Genomic DNA, 18772 nt, shown 5'->3' with positions numbered 1-18772 from the left:
GCTAAAGCCCTTCGCGCGCAATCCCCCAGGCCGTGGCCTGGGGGATTGTTTTATTGGTAGGGGTGTGACTTGACTGAAGGGGAGCTTGTTGAACACATTGCTCTTTAACTGAAGATAGGGGTAAAATTAAGAAGTTATTAGCGTGGCGCTCGCCCAGTGTCTGCCTTTCTTCCTCTATGTGAGCGCAAACTTAGGAAGCCGTATGCATTTTCTTTATGAAGACTCACTTCGTGAGCGTGTACTCGAGTCTGCGCTTCATATCGGAGCTGCGGAGGGAGATGAAGCCATCTCCGTCGAATCCGTGGCCAAGCTTGCGGATCTTAGCGCTGCTCAGGTGCTTGCGGAGTTTCCTGACCGCGAGGCCATCGTGCGGGCGATCCCCGAATATGTGACTGACCGCAAGGTCAAGTTTCTTGAGGAAACGCTCGATGCGGCCCCAGGCTACGCCGATCTTTTTACCAAACTGACAACTTTTACTGAGGCCTATTACGAGTACGCCGAGCGTGAGCCGGAGCTGTTTCGCTACCTCTTTGAAAAGAAGGCCTATGTCTTCGAGGATGAATGGCAGGCTCTCTTGCAGGGCAATTTGTCCTATAACCGGACCTTGGACCTGATCTATGAAACCATCGCGCTCATCGCGACGGAGGAAAAAATCCAGGTTGGAAGCGATGTGTGTTTCGAATCGGTGGCAAAGCTCAGCGTTGCTACCTTGGCCACTGTTCATGGCATGGCACACCTCAGTGTTCTCGGCGTACTGCGGCACCAACACTCGGTGGTGCGGCGCTTCAACCTGCGCGAGGTATGCAAGGCGCTCATCGGAACGCTGTTCAAGGCGGCGGAGTCGCTAGAAATGTCGAGCCTGCGTGATCCTATGCAGGATTACCGTGCGATGCTCGCCGGCTTTGTTCCGGACCGCGATCCAGCTCTCGATATCTCTGCGATTGAGGATTTACAGAAGCTTCCTGCGGAACGCGCGCGCATGGCCGTCATGGAACGCGCTATCCAGCTGGCGGCGCGCGACGGGCTGAAGGCAGTGACCATCGAGAACGTGGCCGAGTACTTCGAGGTCTCCGATGTGTTCATTGCTTCGTTGGTGGACAATGACTTCGTGCTGCGTGAATCCGTGGATCAGGAAACCGACTGTGAGCTGGAAGCCCGCAGCCTCTACCTCCTAGAGCAGCTGCCGGAGGATGCATCGGCCGTCGACAAGCTCCTGTGCGTAGCGGTGGCCTACTTCGATTACGCGGTGACCTACCCCGAACGTTATAGCGCCTGCATCGCCGCTGCCTCTGGGTCCGTGGTGCCGCTGAGTGCGGATGGCGAGGAACAGACCAAGATGGGTGTGTCCTTCGCATTGTTGATGCGTTTTGCCCGCGAAGCGCTGCGGGAGGCCGGGTACGAACCGGAGGATCGCCTGGTTTATATCAAGAACTTCACCCTGTGGGCCGGTGCTGACGGCATGTGCCACCTAGCTTCTATGGGTGAGTTCCGTGGTATCGACCTCGAGGAAAAGTGGTCCATCTATTACTTTGTGACGGGCGTGGTCCTAGCAACCTTTGCCTACGATCTTCCCGGCAAGCAGCCGCAGACTATCTAGTCCGTTTAATCGGAGATAAACGTAGAAAAACACCGGCTCTTCCGTTCTGCTGAATCCAGCAGGGCAGAGGGGCCGGTTTTCTTGTGCCCACGGCGTGCCAGGATAGGCGGTGTGCCAATATAGGCACGCCATTACAGAGGGAAAAGAAAACTTGAGCGTGTGCCGATCAACCTGGAGTAGAAGCGGGTTTTTAAAAAAGTTCTAGTTGAGTGGAACAGACTCAAGTTCTGTGGCGTTATAGACAGTGAAGCTTCCTTCGCCACTGTTGTCGCGGGAAGGTTTGGACAAACAGTAGAAACGGAGAAACACAACAATGAGTTCTTTTAACCCCACCACTAAAACTCAGGAGGCCCTGCAGCAAGCGCTGCAGACGGCCTCCGCCAACGGTAACCCGGACATCCGCCCGGCACACCTTTTAGCAGCCATCCTTGAGCAGAAGGACGGCATCGCCGCCCCGGTGCTCAAGGCCACCGGCGTGGATCCGGAGACGGTGCTGAAGGAGGCGCGCCAGCTTATCGACGCCCTCCCGAAGGCCGAGGGTGCCAACATGGCGAACCCGAACTTTAATCGCGACGCCCTCAACGTCCTCACCCGCGCTCAGGAGCTGGCGGGTGAGCTCGGTGATGAGTTCGTCTCCACCGAGGTCTTGCTCGCCGCTATTGCGGGCTCCAAGTCGGATGCCGCCGAGCTGCTGACCTCCCGCGGTGCCACCTATGACGCGCTCAAGGGCGCTTTCCCTTCCGTGCGCGGCGCGGCCAAGGTGACCTCGGAGAACCCCGAGGAGCAGTTCCAGGCTCTGGAGAAGTACGCCACGGACCTCACCGCCCGCGCCCGCGAGGGCAAGATTGACCCGGTGATCGGCCGCGATCAGGAGATCCGCCGCGTGGTCCAGGTGCTCAGCCGCCGCACGAAGAATAACCCGGTGCTCATCGGTGAGCCCGGCGTGGGTAAGACCGCCATCGTGGAGGGCCTAGCCCGCCGCATCGTGGCGGGTGACGTCCCGGAATCCCTCAAGGGCAAGACCCTGCTGAGCCTGGACCTCGGCTCCATGGTCGCCGGCGCGAAGTACCGCGGCGAGTTCGAGGAGCGCCTCAAGGCCGTGCTCGATGAGATTAAGGCTTCCGATGGGCAGATCATCACCTTCATCGATGAGCTGCACACCATTGTCGGCGCCGGTGCCACCGGTGAAGGCTCCATGGATGCCGGCAACATGATTAAGCCCATGCTGGCCCGCGGCGAGCTCCGCCTGGTCGGTGCTACCACTCTCGACGAGTACCGCAAGTACATCGAGAAGGACGCCGCCCTGGAGCGCCGCTTCCAGCAGGTCTACGCCGCTGAGCCTTCCGTGGAGGACACCATCGGTATCCTCCGTGGACTCAAGGAGCGCTACGAGGTGCACCACGGCGTGCGCATCCAGGACTCAGCCCTGGTCTCTGCCGCGGAGCTCTCGCACCGCTACATCACCAACCGCTTCCTGCCGGATAAGGCCATCGACTTGGTCGATGAGGCCGGCTCTCGCCTGCGCATGGAGATTGACTCCTCCCCGCAGGAGATCGATGAGCTGGAGCGCATCGTCCGCCGCCTCGAAATTGAGGAGCTGGCCCTGAAGAAGGAATCGGACGCCGCCTCGAAGGACCGCCTGGCAGCCCTTCAGCAAGAGCTGGCGGATGAGCGCGAGAAGCTCGGCGAGCTCAAGGCCCGCTGGGCCAATGAGAAGAAGGCCATCGATGACGTGCAGACCATCAAGGAACAGCTGGAGGATCTGCGCCGCCAGGCCGAGATTGCGGAGCGCGATGGTGACCTAGCCCTGGCCTCCGAGATCAATTACGGCAAGATGCCACCGCTGGAGAAGGAGCTGGCTGCGGCCGAGGAGAAGGCGAAGCAGCAGCACAACACCATGCTCACTGAGGAGGTCACTCCGGATACCATCGCGGAGGTCGTCTCCGCTTGGACAGGCATCCCGGCCGGAAAGATGCTGCAGGGTGAGACCGAGAAGCTGCTCAACATGGAGGCCGTGTTGGGTGAGCGCGTGGTGGGCCAGAAGGAGGCCGTCACCGCGGTCTCTGACGCCGTGCGCCGCGCGCGTGCCGGTGTGGCTGACCCGAACCGCCCGACCGGTTCCTTCCTCTTCCTGGGCCCGACCGGCGTGGGTAAGACGGAGCTGGCGAAGGCTCTGGCGGACTTCCTCTTTGACGATGAATCCGCCATGGTCCGCATCGACATGTCCGAGTTCGGTGAGAAGCATTCCGTGGCCCGCCTCGTCGGTGCCCCTCCGGGATACGTTGGCTACGACGCCGGCGGCCAGCTCACCGAGGCGGTGCGACGCCGCCCGTACACGCTGGTGCTTTTCGACGAAGTCGAGAAGGCCCACCCGGACGTCTTCGACGTGCTGCTCCAGGTGCTCGATGAGGGCCGCCTGACCGATGGCCAGGGCCGTACCGTGGACTTCCGCAACACGGTCATCATCCTGACCTCGAACCTGGGTGCCGGCGGCACCAAGGAAGAGGTCATGGAGGCGGTCAAGCGCAGCTTCAAGCCGGAGTTCATCAACCGCCTCGATGATGTGGTGATGTTTGAGCCGCTGACTTCGGATTTGCTCACCGGTATCGTGGACATTCAGCTCAAGGGCTTGGCCGAGCGCCTGTCCGGCCGCCGCCTGACGCTGAACGTGTCCGACGCCGCCAAGCTGTGGCTGGCGGAGCGCGGCTACGACCCGGCCTACGGTGCCCGCCCGCTGCGCCGCCTGATCCAGCAGGCCATCGGCGACCAGCTGGCCAAGAAGCTCTTGGCCGGTGACATCGTGGACGGCGATACCGTGCACGTTGACGTCGCCGACGGCGGCGAGCACCTCGACCTAGCTGCCCGCACCGCCTAAGGCGCCGCCTAAACCGGTGAGCACGATAAGTGCTCACCGCGCTCACCGGTCGCCAGCACCCGCTCATGCCCCTATGATCTGGGGGCATGAGCATTTTGATCTCCCCTCACGAGCTGAGTGAGAAGATTTACCGCGGTGACAAGACGACCATCCTCGCTTCCCTCTGGGCCCCAGGGGAAGGCGAGGCCTTCAATCTTTTTTCTTCCCTTCACATTCCAACCGCCCAGTACGCCGACGCCGCGTCGGCCTTCGTGGGCCTGCCGGGCTCCAAGGTCGGACGCAACCCACTCCCACAGGCCGAGAAGATTCAAGAGTGGATCGATCACTGGGGCCTGCGTGAGGATAGCGAGGTCGTGGTCTACGACGAAGGCCGCGGCCTCTTCGCCGGCCGCGCGTGGTGGACGCTGCGCTGGGCGGGCATCCAGAACGTCCGCATTCTCGACGGCGGCCTGTCGAACTGGCGCGCCCAGGCAATGCCCACGCTCACCGGTCCGGGCAACCTGGGCATGACCTCGAACCTTAAAGTGAAGCCGGGCTCGATGCCCACGGCCACCATCGATGAAGTCAAGGAACACAAGGGCCTGCTTCTCGACGTTCGCACGCGCAACCGCTTCGCCGGCCGCCGCGAAAACCTCGACTTGAAGGCCGGCCACATTCCGGGCGCGGTCAACCTGCCCGAGCGCCTCTTCCACACGAAGGACATCACCGTGTGGAAGTCCAAGGAAGAAATCCTGGAAATCCTTGACCAGCACGGCGTGACCAAGGAAAACGTGGACGGCGCCATCATCTACTCAGGTTCCGGCAACCACGCCGCACTCACCATCGCCGTTCTGGAGCACGTGGGCTTTACCGGCCTGCGCCACTTCGTTGGCGGCTGGTCACAGTGGTCGGCCAACCCGGCCAATCCCGTGGAGCGCGGCGACCGCGAGCACGTCTAGAATCCTCGCGTGACCAGCGTGCCAGCGCCTATCGGGCGCGCCGGGCGATTAGAGTCGGTCAATGATGCCTTTCGTACTCTTATCCCTCGCCGCCCTCGCGCTCGCGGCTGGTCTCATCGTGCTCTGGTTGGATCAGCGCCAGCGTGCCGCACACTCCGCCGGTGACGCAGCAACCGACACCGTCACCGATACTGACGCCTCTGCCGACGTTATTGCCACCGATTCCGCCGACGGCGCAGCCGATGCCGCGGCCCCTGAATCCGCCGAGCCCGAGGCCGAACCTGTACACGCCGAAGAACCCGAGCCCACAGTAGAGCCCGCCATCGCAACCGAGCCGGAAACCACCCCAGAGCCTGAGGCAGAGCCGGCCGTAGAAGCAAGCGCAGAACCGGCACCAGCGCACAGCTTTGCCGAGCGCGCAGAGCGCGCCAGGCACCTCGTGCCGGGCAGCGCCCGCCGCGAGCGCAAGGCCTTTGGCCAGCAGCGCGGCTGGGAATACATCAAGCACGATTCCTACTTGGCCGATGAGTGGACCCGCGGCGCCGCCGCCCGCGGCCAGGAACCCCGGGATATCGTGGCCGGAAGCGTCCGCGGCCATGAGACGCTGCTCTTCGACATGGGCTCAATCCCCGTCATGGCCATGCGCACCGGCGCGGCCTCCGACATCGTGGTGGATTTCCGCCGAGCAGGCGAGGAAGCGGAGAACCATTCTGAGGATCTGGTGTACGTGCGTGAGGAGGAAGGCTTCGAGGTCTTCGCCACCGACGCCGGCGTGGGACAGCGCCTCATCGATGCCCGCGTCACTGACGCGCTGAGGCGCCTTCCCGCCGAGGTGACCGCCGTGTGGATGGAGGGGGAGTGGGCGCTTGCCCAGACCACCCGGCAGGCGCGCAGCGCAGAGTGGGAAGAGCTGCTCGAGCCACTGGCCACGCTCGCCGATTCCGCCCGCGTGCTCCCACCGCGCTCCGAGGCTGCCCAAGTGCTGCGCGTTGATGAGCTCGACCCGAGCCGCGATATCCCGGAGCCCCCGCAACCGGAGCCGACCGGGCCCACGGCAGTTCCGGATCGTGATGATTCCCTCGACACCCCGACCATCCAGCGCCCCACCGAGCCGGTGGTCATGCCGAGCCGCACCACCAGCGAAGCCCGCGGCACCATCGACCATTCCAGCTTGGGTGCGGACGAGGTGGACGCGATTGCCGACGGCCACGAACACCCCGCCCCCGAAAATAACCAGGCTCGCCTCCCACGCCGTTTCGACGGCGGCTCCTCCATCTTCGACTAGGCCTGCCATCCCGGCACCAGCACTAGTCGCGGGCAACCGTGCGGCAAGAGGGTAAACTACAGGGCGGATTTTTCAAGGCTATAAAGCCACAGATTTTAAGGAGCGAGCGATGAGCCTGGATCAGCAGAAGAAGCAACGCCTAGCAGAGCTGGTGAAGGAGCTGGCCGTCGTCCACGGCAAAGTCACGTTGTCCTCCGGCAAGGAGGCCGATTACTACGTGGACCTGCGCCGCGCCACCCTGCAGCACGAGGCCTCGCGGCTTATCGGCGCGCTGCTGCGTGAGCTCACCGCCGACTGGGATTACGCCGCCGCCGGCGGTCTGACCATGGGCGCGGACCCGGTCGGGTTGGCCATCATGCACGCTGACGGTCGCGATATCGATGCCTTCGTCGTCCGCAAGGAAGCCAAGAAGCACGGCATGCAGCGCCAGATCGAGGGCTTTAACGTTGAGGGCCAGAAGGTGCTCGTCGTCGAGGACACCACCACGACCGGCAACTCCCCACTGACCGCGGTGAAGGCGCTGCGCAAGGCGGGCGCTGAGGTCGTCGGCGTGGCCACCGTGGTGGATCGCAACACCGGCGCTGGCGATGCCATCGCCGCCGAGGGCTTGGAGTACCGCTACCTGTTGGGTCTTGAGGACCTCGGCCTTGCCTAAGCCTGAGGACGAAGCGGAAGCCAAGGGCCCTACCGAATGGAATGAGGGCCGCCACGGCGTCGGCCCTTGGGAGGGCCCGATCCCGCAGGGCCCGGAGGCGGAGAAGTACGATCCCGAGCTGCTCGCGGAAGGGGATCGTCGCAACGTCGTCGACGCCTACCGCTACTGGACGCGCGAGGCGATCCGGGAGGACATCGATAAGCGCCGGCACGCCCTGCACATCGCCATCGAGAACTTCGAGAACGATTCCAACATCGGCACCGTGGTGCGCACCGCCAACGCCTTTGCTGTCGACACCGTCCACATCGTGGGCCGGCGCCGCTGGAACCGGCGCGGCGCCATGGTGACTGACAGGTACCAGCACCTCATGCACCACGCGAACGTCAGCGATCTGATGGCCTGGGCCGCCGACCAAGGCCTCACCGTCGTGGCCATCGATAACACCCCCGGGTGCGTTCCACTGGAGACCGCGGAATTGCCCGAGCGCTGCCTGCTCCTCTTCGGGCAGGAGGGGCCCGGGGTGAGCCCGGAGGCACAAGATGCGGCGCTGATGACCTGTTCCATCGCGCAATTTGGTTCGACTCGCTCCATCAACGCGGGCGTGGCCGCAGGCATCGCCATGCATGCGTGGATTCGCCAGCATGCGGATTTATCAAAAGCTTGGTGAGATCCCGCGCACTGTGTTTACATCTAGGTAACGAATTCACATTTAAGAATGATGAGACAACAGTGTTAGAGAAATGGTCCCACCGCGCTGACCTCGCGGAGACAGCCATCAATGAGCGCCACGCGCAAGCCGTGTGGGGCTTGCCTCGTACCAACCTTGCCGTGGTGAGTTGGCCACCCACCACCAAAGAATCGCTCTTTGTGCACTGGCATTATTGGTGGCAGGCGCACTATTTGGACTGTCTTGTCGACGCCGCCTTGCGCAAGAACACCAAGGCCCGCCGCGCGCGCATTTCCGATACCATCCGCGGCATCCACGTGCGCAACCTCCGCGCGCTGACGAAGAACCGCTACTACGACGACAAGGCCTGGATGGCCCTGGCTATTTCCCGTGCCGGTGAACTGAAGAAGCAGCGCCCCTACAAGAAGTTGGGCACCCTGCAGCACAACATCCGCGATGGCATCGATTCCCAGGTGGGCGTGCTGCCGTGGCGCGAGGGCGAGACCTTCCTCAACGTTCCTTCCAACGGGCCGGGCGCTATCATGCTCGCCCGCATGGGGCGCGTGGATGAGGCCCGCCACATCGTGGACTGGATCTACGATCACCTCATCGATGACGATGGCTTCGTCATGGACGGCATCCGCATGCGCATGGACGGGCAGGAAATCGTCCGCAATATCCACCCCTACTGCCAGGGCGTGGTGCTCGGTGCTTGCTTGGAGATTGTGCTGGCGCTGCGGAAGCAGACGGGCCTGCGCTCCGTGGAGGACATCGACACCGTTCATGAGGCCGAGCTCGCCGCGGACATGATGGACTACACCACCCGGATCCGCGGCCTCGTCCAGGCGGTGGCCACGGGAATGGCGACGTATACGGGTGTCATTGATTGGCAGACTGGCGACGGCGACGGTGGCCTCTTCAAAGGCATCCTTGCCCGCTACCTGGCTGACGTGGCGGTGCGCCTGCCGGGTGATTCCCCGGCTAACCGCGCGACGAAGAAGTTGGCCGCGCGGCTGGTGACGGCCTCGGCGGAATCCGTGTGGGAACACCGCCTTGAGGTGGATGGTCTGCCCATTTTCGGCTCCGACTGGACCGCGGATGCGAAGCTGCCCCACAATTACGGTTTTGGGCCTTCCTCCTTGGGCCAAAAGGTGGGCATTATCCGCGTGGCTGAGCGCGATTTGTCCGTTCAATTGTCCGGTTGGATGTTGTTGGAAGCCTGCACCCGAATTGTGAAGTACAAGTCAGAATCCGCCTGACGGCAGAATATGCCCAGCTCAAAGGGCTGTTTGAGCCCGTGGGAGCCGGGGTTTAAGTGAGGTCACACCGCTTCTCGCGGCGGAAAACCACAATAACAGGCATACTTGGATGTTGGAACGTGTTGTTTCGCTGGATGTGGGACGGCACGGCTTACTGCACAGCAACTCCAAAGGATGGAATTTCATGCCTATTGCAACCCCTGAGGTTTATAACCAGATGCTGGATACCGCCAAGAAGGGCGGCTTCGCATTCCCGGCAATTAACTGCACCTCCTCCGAAACCATCAACGCCGCACTCCGCGGCTTCGCCGAGGCTGAGTCCGACGGCATCATCCAGTTCTCCACCGGCGGCGCCGAGTTCGGTTCCGGCCTGTCCGTGAAGAACAAGGTTGCCGGCGCCAAGGCACTGGCTGCCTTCGCTCACGAGGCTGCAAAGCACTACGGCATTAACGTTGCGCTGCACACTGACCACTGCCAGAAGGAAGTCCTGGATGAGTACGTGCGCCCGCTGATCGCCTTCTCCCAGGAGCGCGTTGACCGCGGCGAGCTTCCGCTCTTCCAGTCCCACATGTGGGATGGCTCCGCTATCCCGATCGATGAGAACCTCGTGATTGCCCAGGAGCTCCTCGAGAAGGCCCACAACGCCAACATCATCCTCGAGGTTGAGATTGGCGTCGTCGGCGGTGAAGAGGACGGTGTTCAGGCCAAGGCTGGCGCAAACCTCTACACCTCCCCGGAGGACTTCGAGAAGACCGTCGATGCCCTCGGCACCGGCGAGAAGGGCCGCTACCTGCTGGCCGCTACCTTCGGCAACGTCCACGGCGTCTACAAGCCGGGCAACGTGAAGCTGCGCCCGGAGGTCCTGGATGAGGGCCAGAAGACCGTCGTGAAGAAGCTCGGCCTGGAAGAAGGCTCCCAGCCCTTCGACTTCGTCTTCCACGGCGGCTCCGGCTCCGAGAAGGAGAAGATTGAGCAGGCTCTGGGCTACGGCGTTGTCAAGATGAACGTGGACACCGACACCCAGTACGCCTTCACCAACCCGGTTGCCCGCCACATGTTTGCTAACTACGACGGCGTCTTCAAGATCGACGGCGAGGTTGGTAACAAGAAGGTCTACGACCCGCGCTCCTACATGAAGAAGGCTGAGCAGGGCATGGCTGACCGCGTGGTTGAGGCCTGCACCGACCTGCACTCCGTGGGCAAGACCGTTTCTAAGTAAACCAACGCCCAGCTGACGCCGGCTCCTCCTGGACGCCGTGCTGATTCAGCACATCTCAACAAGCCACCCCTCACCCTTGAGGGGTGGCTTTTGCATCCCCAACCCCATCAGCAGAACGCGTAAAATACCGGAATCATGGAAGCGCAAGAGTCATCGTCGAATTCGTCACCGGGAGCCAAACGCGTCCGCAGGACTACCCGCGAGCAGCTGCGGTTGGTGGATAAATCTCTGAAGTCGCGCTTCACGCGCATTCGCAACCGACTGGTGTTCATGATTCAGAGCACCCTCGGTGCCGGTTTGGCGTTCTATGTTGCGCATGACTTTTTCGGCCACGAGCAGCCCTTCTTTGCCCCGATGGCCGTCATCATCATCCTCGGCCTTTCGGGAAGTGACCGCCTCAAGCGCGCCGTCGACATGTCTATCGGCGGCATCGTGGGCGTGCTGGTGGGCACGCTGCTTGTCGACGCCCTCGGAACCGGCCCCATCCACATGACCATCATCATCGGTCTGGCGCTGGTGATCGGCTCCTTCGTCACGGGCTCGCAGCTGGTGAGCAACCAGATTGTCATCGCCGCCATCCTTATCGCCACCATTCTTCCGCCGGAAGAAATGGGCGGGCTCTCCCGCGCCATCGACGCCATCATCGGCGCGGTTATCGGCCTCACGATGATCGTGCTGATTCCCTCCTCACCCCTGCGGGCGGGCCGTTCGGAAGTCTCGAAGGTCCTGGGCATTACGGCCTCGGTTCTCTCCGATGTCTCCAGGGGCCTTGCGGACAATGATCCCGAAACCATCATGGAGGCCCGCGATGCCGTGCGCGGCACGCAGGACGACATTAACAACATGCTCAACGCCACCAAGGGCGGTGCGGAGACCGCAAAGCTCTCGCCCTTCCTGTGGAGCTCGCAGCGCAACGTCCGCTCGCTGGAGCGCATCCTCACGCCGGTCGATAACGTGGTTCGCGGCACCCGCGTGCTGTCCCGCCGCGCCCTCGTGCTCGCCGAGGACGGCGACCAGGCCACTGCCGAGCAAGTGGAGCTTATCGACGAGCTAGCCGAAATCACGATGGAGCTCTCTGACCTCTATACCCACCAAACTGCGCATGAGCGCCGCGTGGATGAGGCGCATGCTATTCCGGAGATAGTCAAACGCCTGCGCCAGCTGGCAGCGCGCTGCTCGATAGACGTCGCCGGCGAGGAAGCAGTGCTCTCCGCCTATGCTGTGCTGGCCCAAACCCGCTCCGTCATCGTGGACCTGCTCATGGTGTGCGGCATGTCGCGTGAGTCCGCCGTGGCACAGCTGGTGCCGACCTCGAAGCACCCGGCCTACCCGCCGGAGGTGCGGGAAGAGGACTAGGGCTAAAAGGTCACGCCTCAGCTGCACAAAACTGGGGTATGTGTGCGCTTCCAACCAGCTTCGTAGGGAACACGGGGGAGTGGTAGAGTCTTCCGCAGACCGCCTAGGTGCATTGCACAATGCGCATGCGGTGAGGATTCGGTTTCGAGCCTAGCGCCGAAAAGGTAATGCTGGCCGAATCCTTCTTTCGTTTTCCTTCAACCGCGAGACTTAGGGCCGCACTATCTGTAGGTCCCGCAGGTGGCGGTAGAACGTCACGCGCTTGACCGGACGCTTGGCGCGGACCCCATCGACGCTGACGCTGAGCGCCGGTCCCCCTGCCTGCACCGCCCGGCCCTGCACGACGCTGGCGGGGTCCAGTTGCCCTGGCTGGACAGGCTTGCGCAGGCGCGCGAAGAACCCACGGCGTGGTGCTACGTCCGCCTCAAAACTTGTCACCGCCTTCGCCGCCACGATGCCCGGCGCATCCGTCATCGGCACGAGCTTGGCACCGAAGACATCCTTCTCGCGGTCCGCGCGCAGCAGCACGGCATCGTCGACGATGATCTCACCAATGATCTCCTCGTTCGACCATTCTGCAATCGTTGCCGAACCCGCCACGGCGAGGCCCGCATCATTGCGGATGAGCGGCACTGGGTTGACGGGTGCGGTCATGGCAAAGGAGAGCGCCTCCTCCATCACTGTTCCTTGGTCGCCGAGACCCTGGCGGCCCTGGCCCGTTTCGCTAGCTTTTAAGCCCCAATTCATCGCCGCGGTGGAGTGCTCCCCAGTTGGAACGTAGCCCACCTCGGCCCACAGGTAATCCGCCCGCATCATGCGGGTCAGCACGGCGCTTAGCGCGGCATCGCTGCCGATGACCACAATGCGCAGTGGCTCACGCAGGAACGGGGCCTGGGGCGCTGGACCCGGCGCACCGAGGTGGCTCACGTCTGGCTGTGCGGCAATCTCATCCAGCGAAGGAGTGGGATCCTCCGGGAGAATCTCGCTGGCCAGGGCATCAATAGCCTTCAACTCCTGCCGGCTGGGAACCTCTGCGAAGCGGAAGTGCTCGACGCGCATTCCGCGCTGTGAGGCCTCGACGAGGGCAGTGGTATGGGCGTCGGTGAAGTGGCCGCCGCAGTCTACAAGCGCACAGATCATACAAGAAGCATAGAAGCGTGGAAAGAGCTTCGCTAAAAAGCGCCGCCAACAGCGCGCAAACAGCGGTGCTTTCCCCGGAAAAGTAGTGCACATCACAGCGCGTCAGTAGGCTCCAAGGCAACGCCCAACTTCTTAGCAATCAATTCTTAAGCCCCTAACAGCCGGAGGTAAGCACCATGTCCACTCGCATGACAACTCTTGCACTTGTATCCACCGCCGGGCTTCTGATGAGCTCGTGCAGCCTCATCGGCGGTGCACTGACGGAAGTCGAGGAGCCAGCATTCACCGAGGCTGCCGCCGAGTCCACGACGAGTTCGGCGGCGCCTACTTCGTCGAAGGCCACGTCGACATCGAGCAGCACGTCCTCCTCGAGCACCAACGCTGACTGCGACGAGAATAAAGAACTCGAGGACACCGAGCTGAGCAAGGTCCTCGAGAATAAAGAAGCCTATGTGAAGGGCTCGACCGAGAAATTTGAAGACGTGAGCGTCAGTGAAGATGAATACGACGCTTGCAAGTTCCTCAGCTACGCGGTGCTGGAGGGCGAGTTTGATGGGGAGGACGTCAAGGTTCCTGTCTTCTTCGTCAACGGTGAGGTCTATGACGAGGATGCCCTCTACATCACGTCAACGTCCTTCGAGGTGGAGGAAGACGGCGAAGGCTACACTTTTGAGTCCAAGACTGAAGGCGACGTCGTTGGCGTCGAAGGAAAGGCATACAAACGCCCAGGAACCGAGGCGCCGTCCATGGAAACCTCCTTCGACGGCGTGGATTCGGACATCTTCTTCATCGACGTGGATTCGGAACCAACCGAGTCCGCGGATTTGGCTAAGGATGAAGAAGACCTCCGCGGCGAAGAGCTCTTCACCATCTCCGCCGATGGCTGGAACATGGTCTGCGGCATCATTGAAGAAAACAACGCCATTGATTGTGCGCATGGCGACGGCGGGACTTGGTCCATCAAAGGTGGTAAGACCCCAATGCCGGAGGGTATGGAATTCAACCTGGTGACCTTCCTGCCTCTAGAGGGCAGTACTGAGTTCACTCAGTATGACGATGAAATCCCAACTAACGGCACAAAGATCGAGGGCAACGGGCTCTACCGAATCGGCATCGGTGATGTTGAAGCCCAAATCGCTGTTGTCGATGACGGCATCATCGTCAGCACCCCGGACAAGTCGCGGTTGATGTTTACCAATGACACCATCTACTTCGATGAGGAGGGCTCAGGCGACGGCAGCACCGACGATGAAAACACCGAAAACGTCTAGCCCACCCGTACCGACACCGCATCAATTCCTGATGACCATGTCACAAACCCACCGTCGTACCGCCATGCCGGGTAAAGTAGGTGCGTATTTGACTTCAATAAATAGGAAGTGACACCAAACATGGCAGCGATCGTCATCGTCGGCGCCCAGTGGGGCGATGAAGGCAAGGGCAAGGCTACCGACATCCTCGGCGGCAAGGTCGATTACGTGGTTAAGCCCAACGGCGGTAACAATGCCGGCCACACCGTCGTGGTCGGCGGCGAGAAGTATGAGCTGAAGCTCCTTCCCGCCGGCATTCTTTCTGAAAACGCCACCCCGGTCCTGGGCAACGGCGTGGTGATTAACCTGGAGGCCCTCTTCGACGAGATCGATGGCCTCGAAGCTCGCGGCGCTAACGCTTCGCGCCTGAAGATTTCCGCCAACGCCCACCTCGTGGCGCCCTATCACCAGACTCTGGACCGCGTGCAGGAACGCTTCCTGGGCAAGCGCGCCATCGGCACCACCGGTCGCGGCATCGGCCCTGTCTACGCCGACAAGGTTGCCCGCATCGGCATCCGCGTGCAGGACATTTTTGATGAGTCCATCCTGCGCCAGAAGGTCGAGTCCGCCCTGGACATTAAGAACCAGATGCTGGTGAAGATGTACAACCGCAAGGCTATCGATCCGGAGCAGGTTGTGGAGTACTTCCTGAGCTACCGCGATCGCCTGCGCCCGATGGTCATTGAGGCCGAACTGGAGCTGAACCAAGCCCTGGATGCCGGCAAGCACGTCCTCATGGAGGGCGGCCAGGCGACCATGCTGGATGTTGACCACGGAACCTACCCCTTCGTGACCTCCTCGAACCCGTCGGCCGGCGGTGCTTCGGTCGGCTCCGGCATTGGTCCTACGCGCATTAAGACTTCCCTGGGCATCATCAAGGCCTACACCACCCGTGTGGGCGCTGGTCCTTTCCCCACTGAGCTCTTCGACAAGTGGGGCGAGTACCTGCAGACCACCGGCGGCGAAATCGGCGTCAACACCGGCCGCAAGCGCCGCTGCGGTTGGTATGACTCCGTGGTGGCTCGCTACGCCACCCGCGTCAATGGTTTCACGGACTACTTCCTGACCAAGCTGGACGTGCTTACCGGCATCGGTGAGATCCCCATCTGCGTGGCCTATGACGTCGACGGCAAGCGCTACGACGAGATGCCGCTGACCCAGTCCGAGTTCCACCACGCGGAGCCCATCTTTGAGACCATGCCGGCTTGGGACGAGGACATCACTGACTGCAAGACTTTTGAGGACCTCCCGCAGAAGGCTCAGGATTACGTCCTGCGTCTGGAGGAACTCTCCGGCTGCCGCATTTCCTACATTGGTGTCGGCCCTGGCCGTGACCAGACCATCGTGCGCCACGACGTCATGCAGGACCAGTAAGTCACCAGCCAGTCCAAGACGAACGAACCTCAGGCACCGCCTAACGGCGACGGTGCCGCGCAACAACCGCCCAACTTCTCCCGTGTCACCGTGCACATGGCTATAGGAACCACCGCACGGGAGAGGCGGGGCGGTTTAATGCCTCTAATGCCTCTGAAGGGGGTTTGGGGGACGTCGCCAAGCAATGCAGCACCAGAAGTGTGCGATAATTCGAGAATGACTACCGTAGGCGACATCGCAGGCCACATCGGAACCCCTCTGACGGGAAACGCCACCAAGGTGCTTCTTTTGGGGGCGGGAGAGCTGGGCAAGCAGCTGGTAATTGCCTTTCAGAACTTAGGGCTGGAGGTCCACGCCGTGGACCGCTACGCAGGAGCCCCCGCGCAGCAGCTTGCGCACTTTAGCTACATCGCAGACATCAGGGACCCGCACAAGGTGTGGGAGCTTACAGAGCGCATCAAACCGGACTATGTGGTCCCGGAAGTGGAGACCGTCGCGGTGGAGGCGCTGAAGCGTATCGAGGAATTCGGCACCACCGTCGTGCCGACGGCGCGGGCCTGTGAGCTAACACAGTGCCGCGAGAGCGTGCGTGAGGTGGCTGAGAGCATCGGCCTGCCCGTAACGGCCTATCGTTTTGCTGAGTCCGCTGAGGAGCTGAAAGAGGCGGTGGGGGAGTTGGGACTGCCGTGCATCGTGAAGCCGGATATTACGACTTCCGGCAAGGGGCACGTCCTTCTTAAGGAAGAAGAGGATGTGGAAGAAGCCTGGGCCATGGTGCGCCACGTGTCCTCCGATAATAAGCGCGTGGTGGTGGAGCGCTTCGTTGACTTTGATTATGAGGTCACGCTGCTTGCTGTGCGTTCCATTGACCCGGCTACGGGCAAGATGGCGACGTGGTTCAGTGAGCCTATTGGCCACCGGCACGAGAACGGTGACTTGGTGGAGTCCTGGCAGCCCATGGCGATGAGTGAGGACGCCCTGGCGAACGCACGCTCCGTTGCGGCGCGTATCTCTAATGAGTTGGGCGGGCGCGGTGTCTACGGCGTTGAGCTCTTCGTGGCGGGCGATGAGGTGTACTTCTCCTCCGTCTCGCCGCGTCCTTTGGACACCGCCATGCTGACCGGATACACGCAGCGCTTCTCTGAATTTGAGCTTCATGTCCGCGCGATCCTGGGCTTCCCCATTGACGTGACGTTGGTCAGCCCCGGTGCTGCGGTCATCCTGCACGCGGACGCCGAGCTTGATGACGTCTCCTTCACCGGTCTCGACGCCGCCCTATCCTATGAAGAGACCGACGTGCGCCTGTTTGGCAAGCCCTGGGCTTACGCTGGCCGCCGCATGGGCATGGTGGCTACGACCGCCGAGGATGTTGAGACCGCCCGCGACAGGGCAGCGCTTGCGGCCGGAAAGATCACTGTGGGGCCGAATACTGATAAAACCGTCCACGGTGACTCACAGCCCGTGGAGCCGACCGCCAATGCCGTCTCCGACATTGAGCTGATTGAGGTGCCGGAGCCGGTTGTCGACGTCGACCCGAAACTCATCCGCTCCACCGACGATTAAAGAAACAGTGACGTTATAACTTAAGGGGGATGGTGCCCTACGCCTTGACGGGGGAATGGGGTACTGAATGTGATTGAAGTGGCCGTGTGTTACGTATGGCCACTTCTGCGCATTTCTGGGGGCTACTTGTCGGCGGGCCAGAGTGATGCGTGCGAGCCATCTTCCGCCGGGGAAGCCGGTTAGCGCGACGCCGCCTTAAGGAAACGCTTATGCAGAAACTTAAGAAACCTTAAATGAGGGAATCTAAGAAAATATGGGTTATATGCTATGTCAACATTTAGGGGAACGTATTGGCGAAAAGCGGCCTAAAGGTCAAGCGCACAGCACGTTCTACCTGCTGAAATATCGCCATGTGGGGGCATAAGGAAAAGTTATGCAGCAATCAACTATCTTGCGGCTAGCTGTGAGTGATGATAGTATCCTGAGTGGACTATAAGAGTACGTGAGATTCTTAAGGAGAATCGCCGGTCAGGGTGTAAAAACCTACGTCCAGATTTCAGATTGTCTCAGCGGAAACTTACTGCTGTGCAAAGCAACTTGTAGACATTCATATCATTCGAAGAGGAAACGATGAGTAAATTAAGGAATATCTCCAGAGAGGGGTGGATGGTCCTTACTGCTGTTTTCACAGCAATAGCAGTGATTGCGGCCATGGTCACCGTTCCCTGGGCGAAGGCGGATGCGGCTGAGCCGACCGACTTCAAGCCGAATATGACTATGGGTGAAAAGACTGACGATCCCGTTACTGATACATCTTGGGGACCGCTGGTGTGGGCCGGAAAACCGGCTAGTACTTACTATCACAAAGGAAATAAGGCCAACAATGTAGGCTGGGCATGGTGTATCGATGCTACTGCTTCGATTCCGATGCAGAATAATAGTAAATATGATGCTTCAACTGCGGTAAAGGCTCCGATTCCCGAGGAGTTCCGGGATGCCGCTATCAATGTAGCTATGAAGCAGCAGGATGCACTCAAGCGAAACGATAAGGCCGCTGTGCGAACCTACGCGGTATATCTGGCTGCGCTTCTTGGTTCTAATTCGCTTCACCGGAAGGTTGCAGCTCTGACCATTACCGGTGATGACTACAAATACAACGAACCATTTGGGAATGAGTGGTATCCGTACTTCAAGAATGATGGCGGAAGTGCAGAAGAGTTTAAACAGCTTACTGGCTTCGAGATAAAGACCACAAGAAACAGTGATGGATTTGCTGTCGAATTTGTTCGTGATCCATCCGTGATGGTTCCAAAGGCTCCTGAGGGCGCTTACATCACCATTATTGGACCTGATGGGAAGCCAGGGGGAGATCCCCACGGTCAGCGAGTTATGCCGCCGGATCAACCTGGTCTTCCAGACGATGAGTCTGTAGAGCCGTCGATCGGAACTCAGGCTAAGTTTGCTGAGGGTTCGACTCAGGTTGTTGCTGGTGCGAAGGTTAACGATACGGTGACGTACAAGAACCTGGTTCCGGGTAAGGAATACACCCTGTTCGCTGAGCTGATTTCCAAGGAGGACGGCAAGACCGTTCTGG

Annotated in this window: 14 protein-coding genes; 13 read left to right on the top strand and 1 reads right to left on the bottom strand. The window is 61.0% G+C overall.

Annotated features, from left to right (window positions below; translation table 11 throughout):
* Positions 1–202: 202 nt before the first annotated feature.
* The 9 genes from ACUY3D_RS05110 (at position 203) to ACUY3D_RS05070 (ending at position 11851) form a co-directional block, all read left to right on the top strand.
* Positions 203–1597 (top strand): TetR/AcrR family transcriptional regulator, encoded by a 1395-nt coding sequence (locus ACUY3D_RS05110; protein ID WP_448240460.1) that lies wholly within the window; start codon positions 203–205, stop codon positions 1595–1597.
* A gap of 313 nt (positions 1598–1910) precedes the next feature.
* Positions 1911–4472: an ATP-dependent chaperone ClpB gene (gene clpB, locus ACUY3D_RS05105; protein WP_070523620.1), complete on the top strand. Its 2562-nt coding sequence runs from the start codon at positions 1911–1913 to the stop codon at positions 4470–4472.
* Between the two features lie 86 nt (positions 4473–4558).
* A complete protein-coding gene (locus ACUY3D_RS05100; protein ID WP_144015116.1) occupies positions 4559–5410 on the top strand; it encodes a sulfurtransferase in 852 nt (283 codons plus the stop codon).
* A gap of 61 nt (positions 5411–5471) precedes the next feature.
* Positions 5472–6695, top strand: a complete 1224-nt coding sequence (locus ACUY3D_RS05095; protein WP_448240459.1) for a TtfA family protein — start codon at positions 5472–5474, stop codon at positions 6693–6695.
* A gap of 109 nt (positions 6696–6804) precedes the next feature.
* Positions 6805–7350 carry an orotate phosphoribosyltransferase gene (gene pyrE, locus ACUY3D_RS05090; protein ID WP_070523611.1) on the top strand — a complete coding sequence of 182 codons (546 nt, stop codon included), beginning with the start codon at positions 6805–6807 and terminating at the stop codon, positions 7348–7350.
* Positions 7343–8017: a TrmH family RNA methyltransferase gene (locus ACUY3D_RS05085; protein ID WP_070523608.1), complete on the top strand. Its 675-nt coding sequence runs from the start codon at positions 7343–7345 to the stop codon at positions 8015–8017. Before pyrE ends, ACUY3D_RS05085 begins: the two co-directional genes overlap by 8 nt.
* 62 nt (positions 8018–8079) lie before the next feature.
* Positions 8080–9276, top strand: a complete 1197-nt coding sequence (locus ACUY3D_RS05080) for a glycoside hydrolase family 76 protein (protein WP_250224344.1) — start codon at positions 8080–8082, stop codon at positions 9274–9276.
* 184 nt (positions 9277–9460) lie between these two features.
* Positions 9461–10495, top strand: coding sequence for a class II fructose-bisphosphate aldolase (gene fbaA, locus ACUY3D_RS05075; protein WP_070523601.1), 1035 nt, complete (start codon positions 9461–9463; stop codon positions 10493–10495).
* A gap of 135 nt (positions 10496–10630) precedes the next feature.
* The gene (locus ACUY3D_RS05070) at positions 10631–11851 is read left to right on the top strand and encodes an FUSC family protein (protein ID WP_448240458.1); all 1221 of its coding nucleotides are present in this window, start codon (positions 10631–10633) and stop codon (positions 11849–11851) included.
* 210 nt (positions 11852–12061) lie between these two features.
* Here the strand turns inward: ACUY3D_RS05070 and ACUY3D_RS05065 are convergent, their stop codons facing one another.
* Positions 12062–12991 carry a hypothetical protein gene (locus ACUY3D_RS05065; RefSeq protein WP_448240457.1) on the bottom strand — a complete coding sequence of 310 codons (930 nt, stop codon included), beginning with the start codon at positions 12989–12991 and terminating at the stop codon, positions 12062–12064.
* 176 nt (positions 12992–13167) lie between these two features.
* Between ACUY3D_RS05065 and ACUY3D_RS05060 the strand changes: the two genes are divergently transcribed.
* From ACUY3D_RS05060 to ACUY3D_RS05045, 4 genes are all read left to right on the top strand, one after another.
* Positions 13168–14262, top strand: coding sequence for a hypothetical protein (locus ACUY3D_RS05060; RefSeq protein ID WP_070523591.1), 1095 nt, complete (start codon positions 13168–13170; stop codon positions 14260–14262).
* Positions 14263–14382: 120 nt separating this feature from the next.
* The gene (locus tag ACUY3D_RS05055; RefSeq protein WP_070523587.1) at positions 14383–15675 is read left to right on the top strand and encodes an adenylosuccinate synthase; all 1293 of its coding nucleotides are present in this window, start codon (positions 14383–14385) and stop codon (positions 15673–15675) included.
* Positions 15676–15891: 216 nt separating this feature from the next.
* Entirely contained in the window at positions 15892–17238 is a 1347-nt protein-coding gene (gene purT / locus ACUY3D_RS05050; protein WP_448240456.1) for a formate-dependent phosphoribosylglycinamide formyltransferase, read from the top strand.
* A gap of 570 nt (positions 17239–17808) precedes the next feature.
* Positions 17809–18772, top strand: a 964-nt coding sequence (locus ACUY3D_RS05045; protein WP_448240455.1) for a VaFE repeat-containing surface-anchored protein, incomplete at its 3' end; no start/stop codon positions are given.

This window comes from Corynebacterium guaraldiae (genome assembly GCF_053480195.1).
This window is presented reverse-complemented; position numbering and strand designations above follow the sequence as displayed.

What these genes read in the sequence shown, in the direction of transcription:
- ACUY3D_RS05110 (WP_448240460.1), top strand. Translation starts at nt 203, where the DNA reads ATGCATTTTCTTTATGAAGACTCACTTCGTGAGCGTGTACTCGAGTCT.
- clpB (WP_070523620.1), top strand. Translation starts at nt 1,911, where the DNA reads ATGAGTTCTTTTAACCCCACCACTAAAACTCAGGAGGCCCTGCAGCAA.
- ACUY3D_RS05100 (WP_144015116.1), top strand. Translation starts at nt 4,559, where the DNA reads ATGAGCATTTTGATCTCCCCTCACGAGCTGAGTGAGAAGATTTACCGC.
- ACUY3D_RS05095 (WP_448240459.1), top strand. Translation starts at nt 5,472, where the DNA reads ATGATGCCTTTCGTACTCTTATCCCTCGCCGCCCTCGCGCTCGCGGCT.
- pyrE (WP_070523611.1), top strand. Translation starts at nt 6,805, where the DNA reads ATGAGCCTGGATCAGCAGAAGAAGCAACGCCTAGCAGAGCTGGTGAAG.
- fbaA (WP_070523601.1), top strand. Translation starts at nt 9,461, where the DNA reads ATGCCTATTGCAACCCCTGAGGTTTATAACCAGATGCTGGATACCGCC.
- ACUY3D_RS05070 (WP_448240458.1), top strand. Translation starts at nt 10,631, where the DNA reads ATGGAAGCGCAAGAGTCATCGTCGAATTCGTCACCGGGAGCCAAACGC.
- ACUY3D_RS05065 (WP_448240457.1), bottom strand. Translation starts at nt 12,991, where the DNA reads ATGATCTGTGCGCTTGTAGACTGCGGCGGCCACTTCACCGACGCCCAT.
- ACUY3D_RS05060 (WP_070523591.1), top strand. Translation starts at nt 13,168, where the DNA reads ATGTCCACTCGCATGACAACTCTTGCACTTGTATCCACCGCCGGGCTT.
- ACUY3D_RS05055 (WP_070523587.1), top strand. Translation starts at nt 14,383, where the DNA reads ATGGCAGCGATCGTCATCGTCGGCGCCCAGTGGGGCGATGAAGGCAAG.
- purT (WP_448240456.1), top strand. Translation starts at nt 15,892, where the DNA reads ATGACTACCGTAGGCGACATCGCAGGCCACATCGGAACCCCTCTGACG.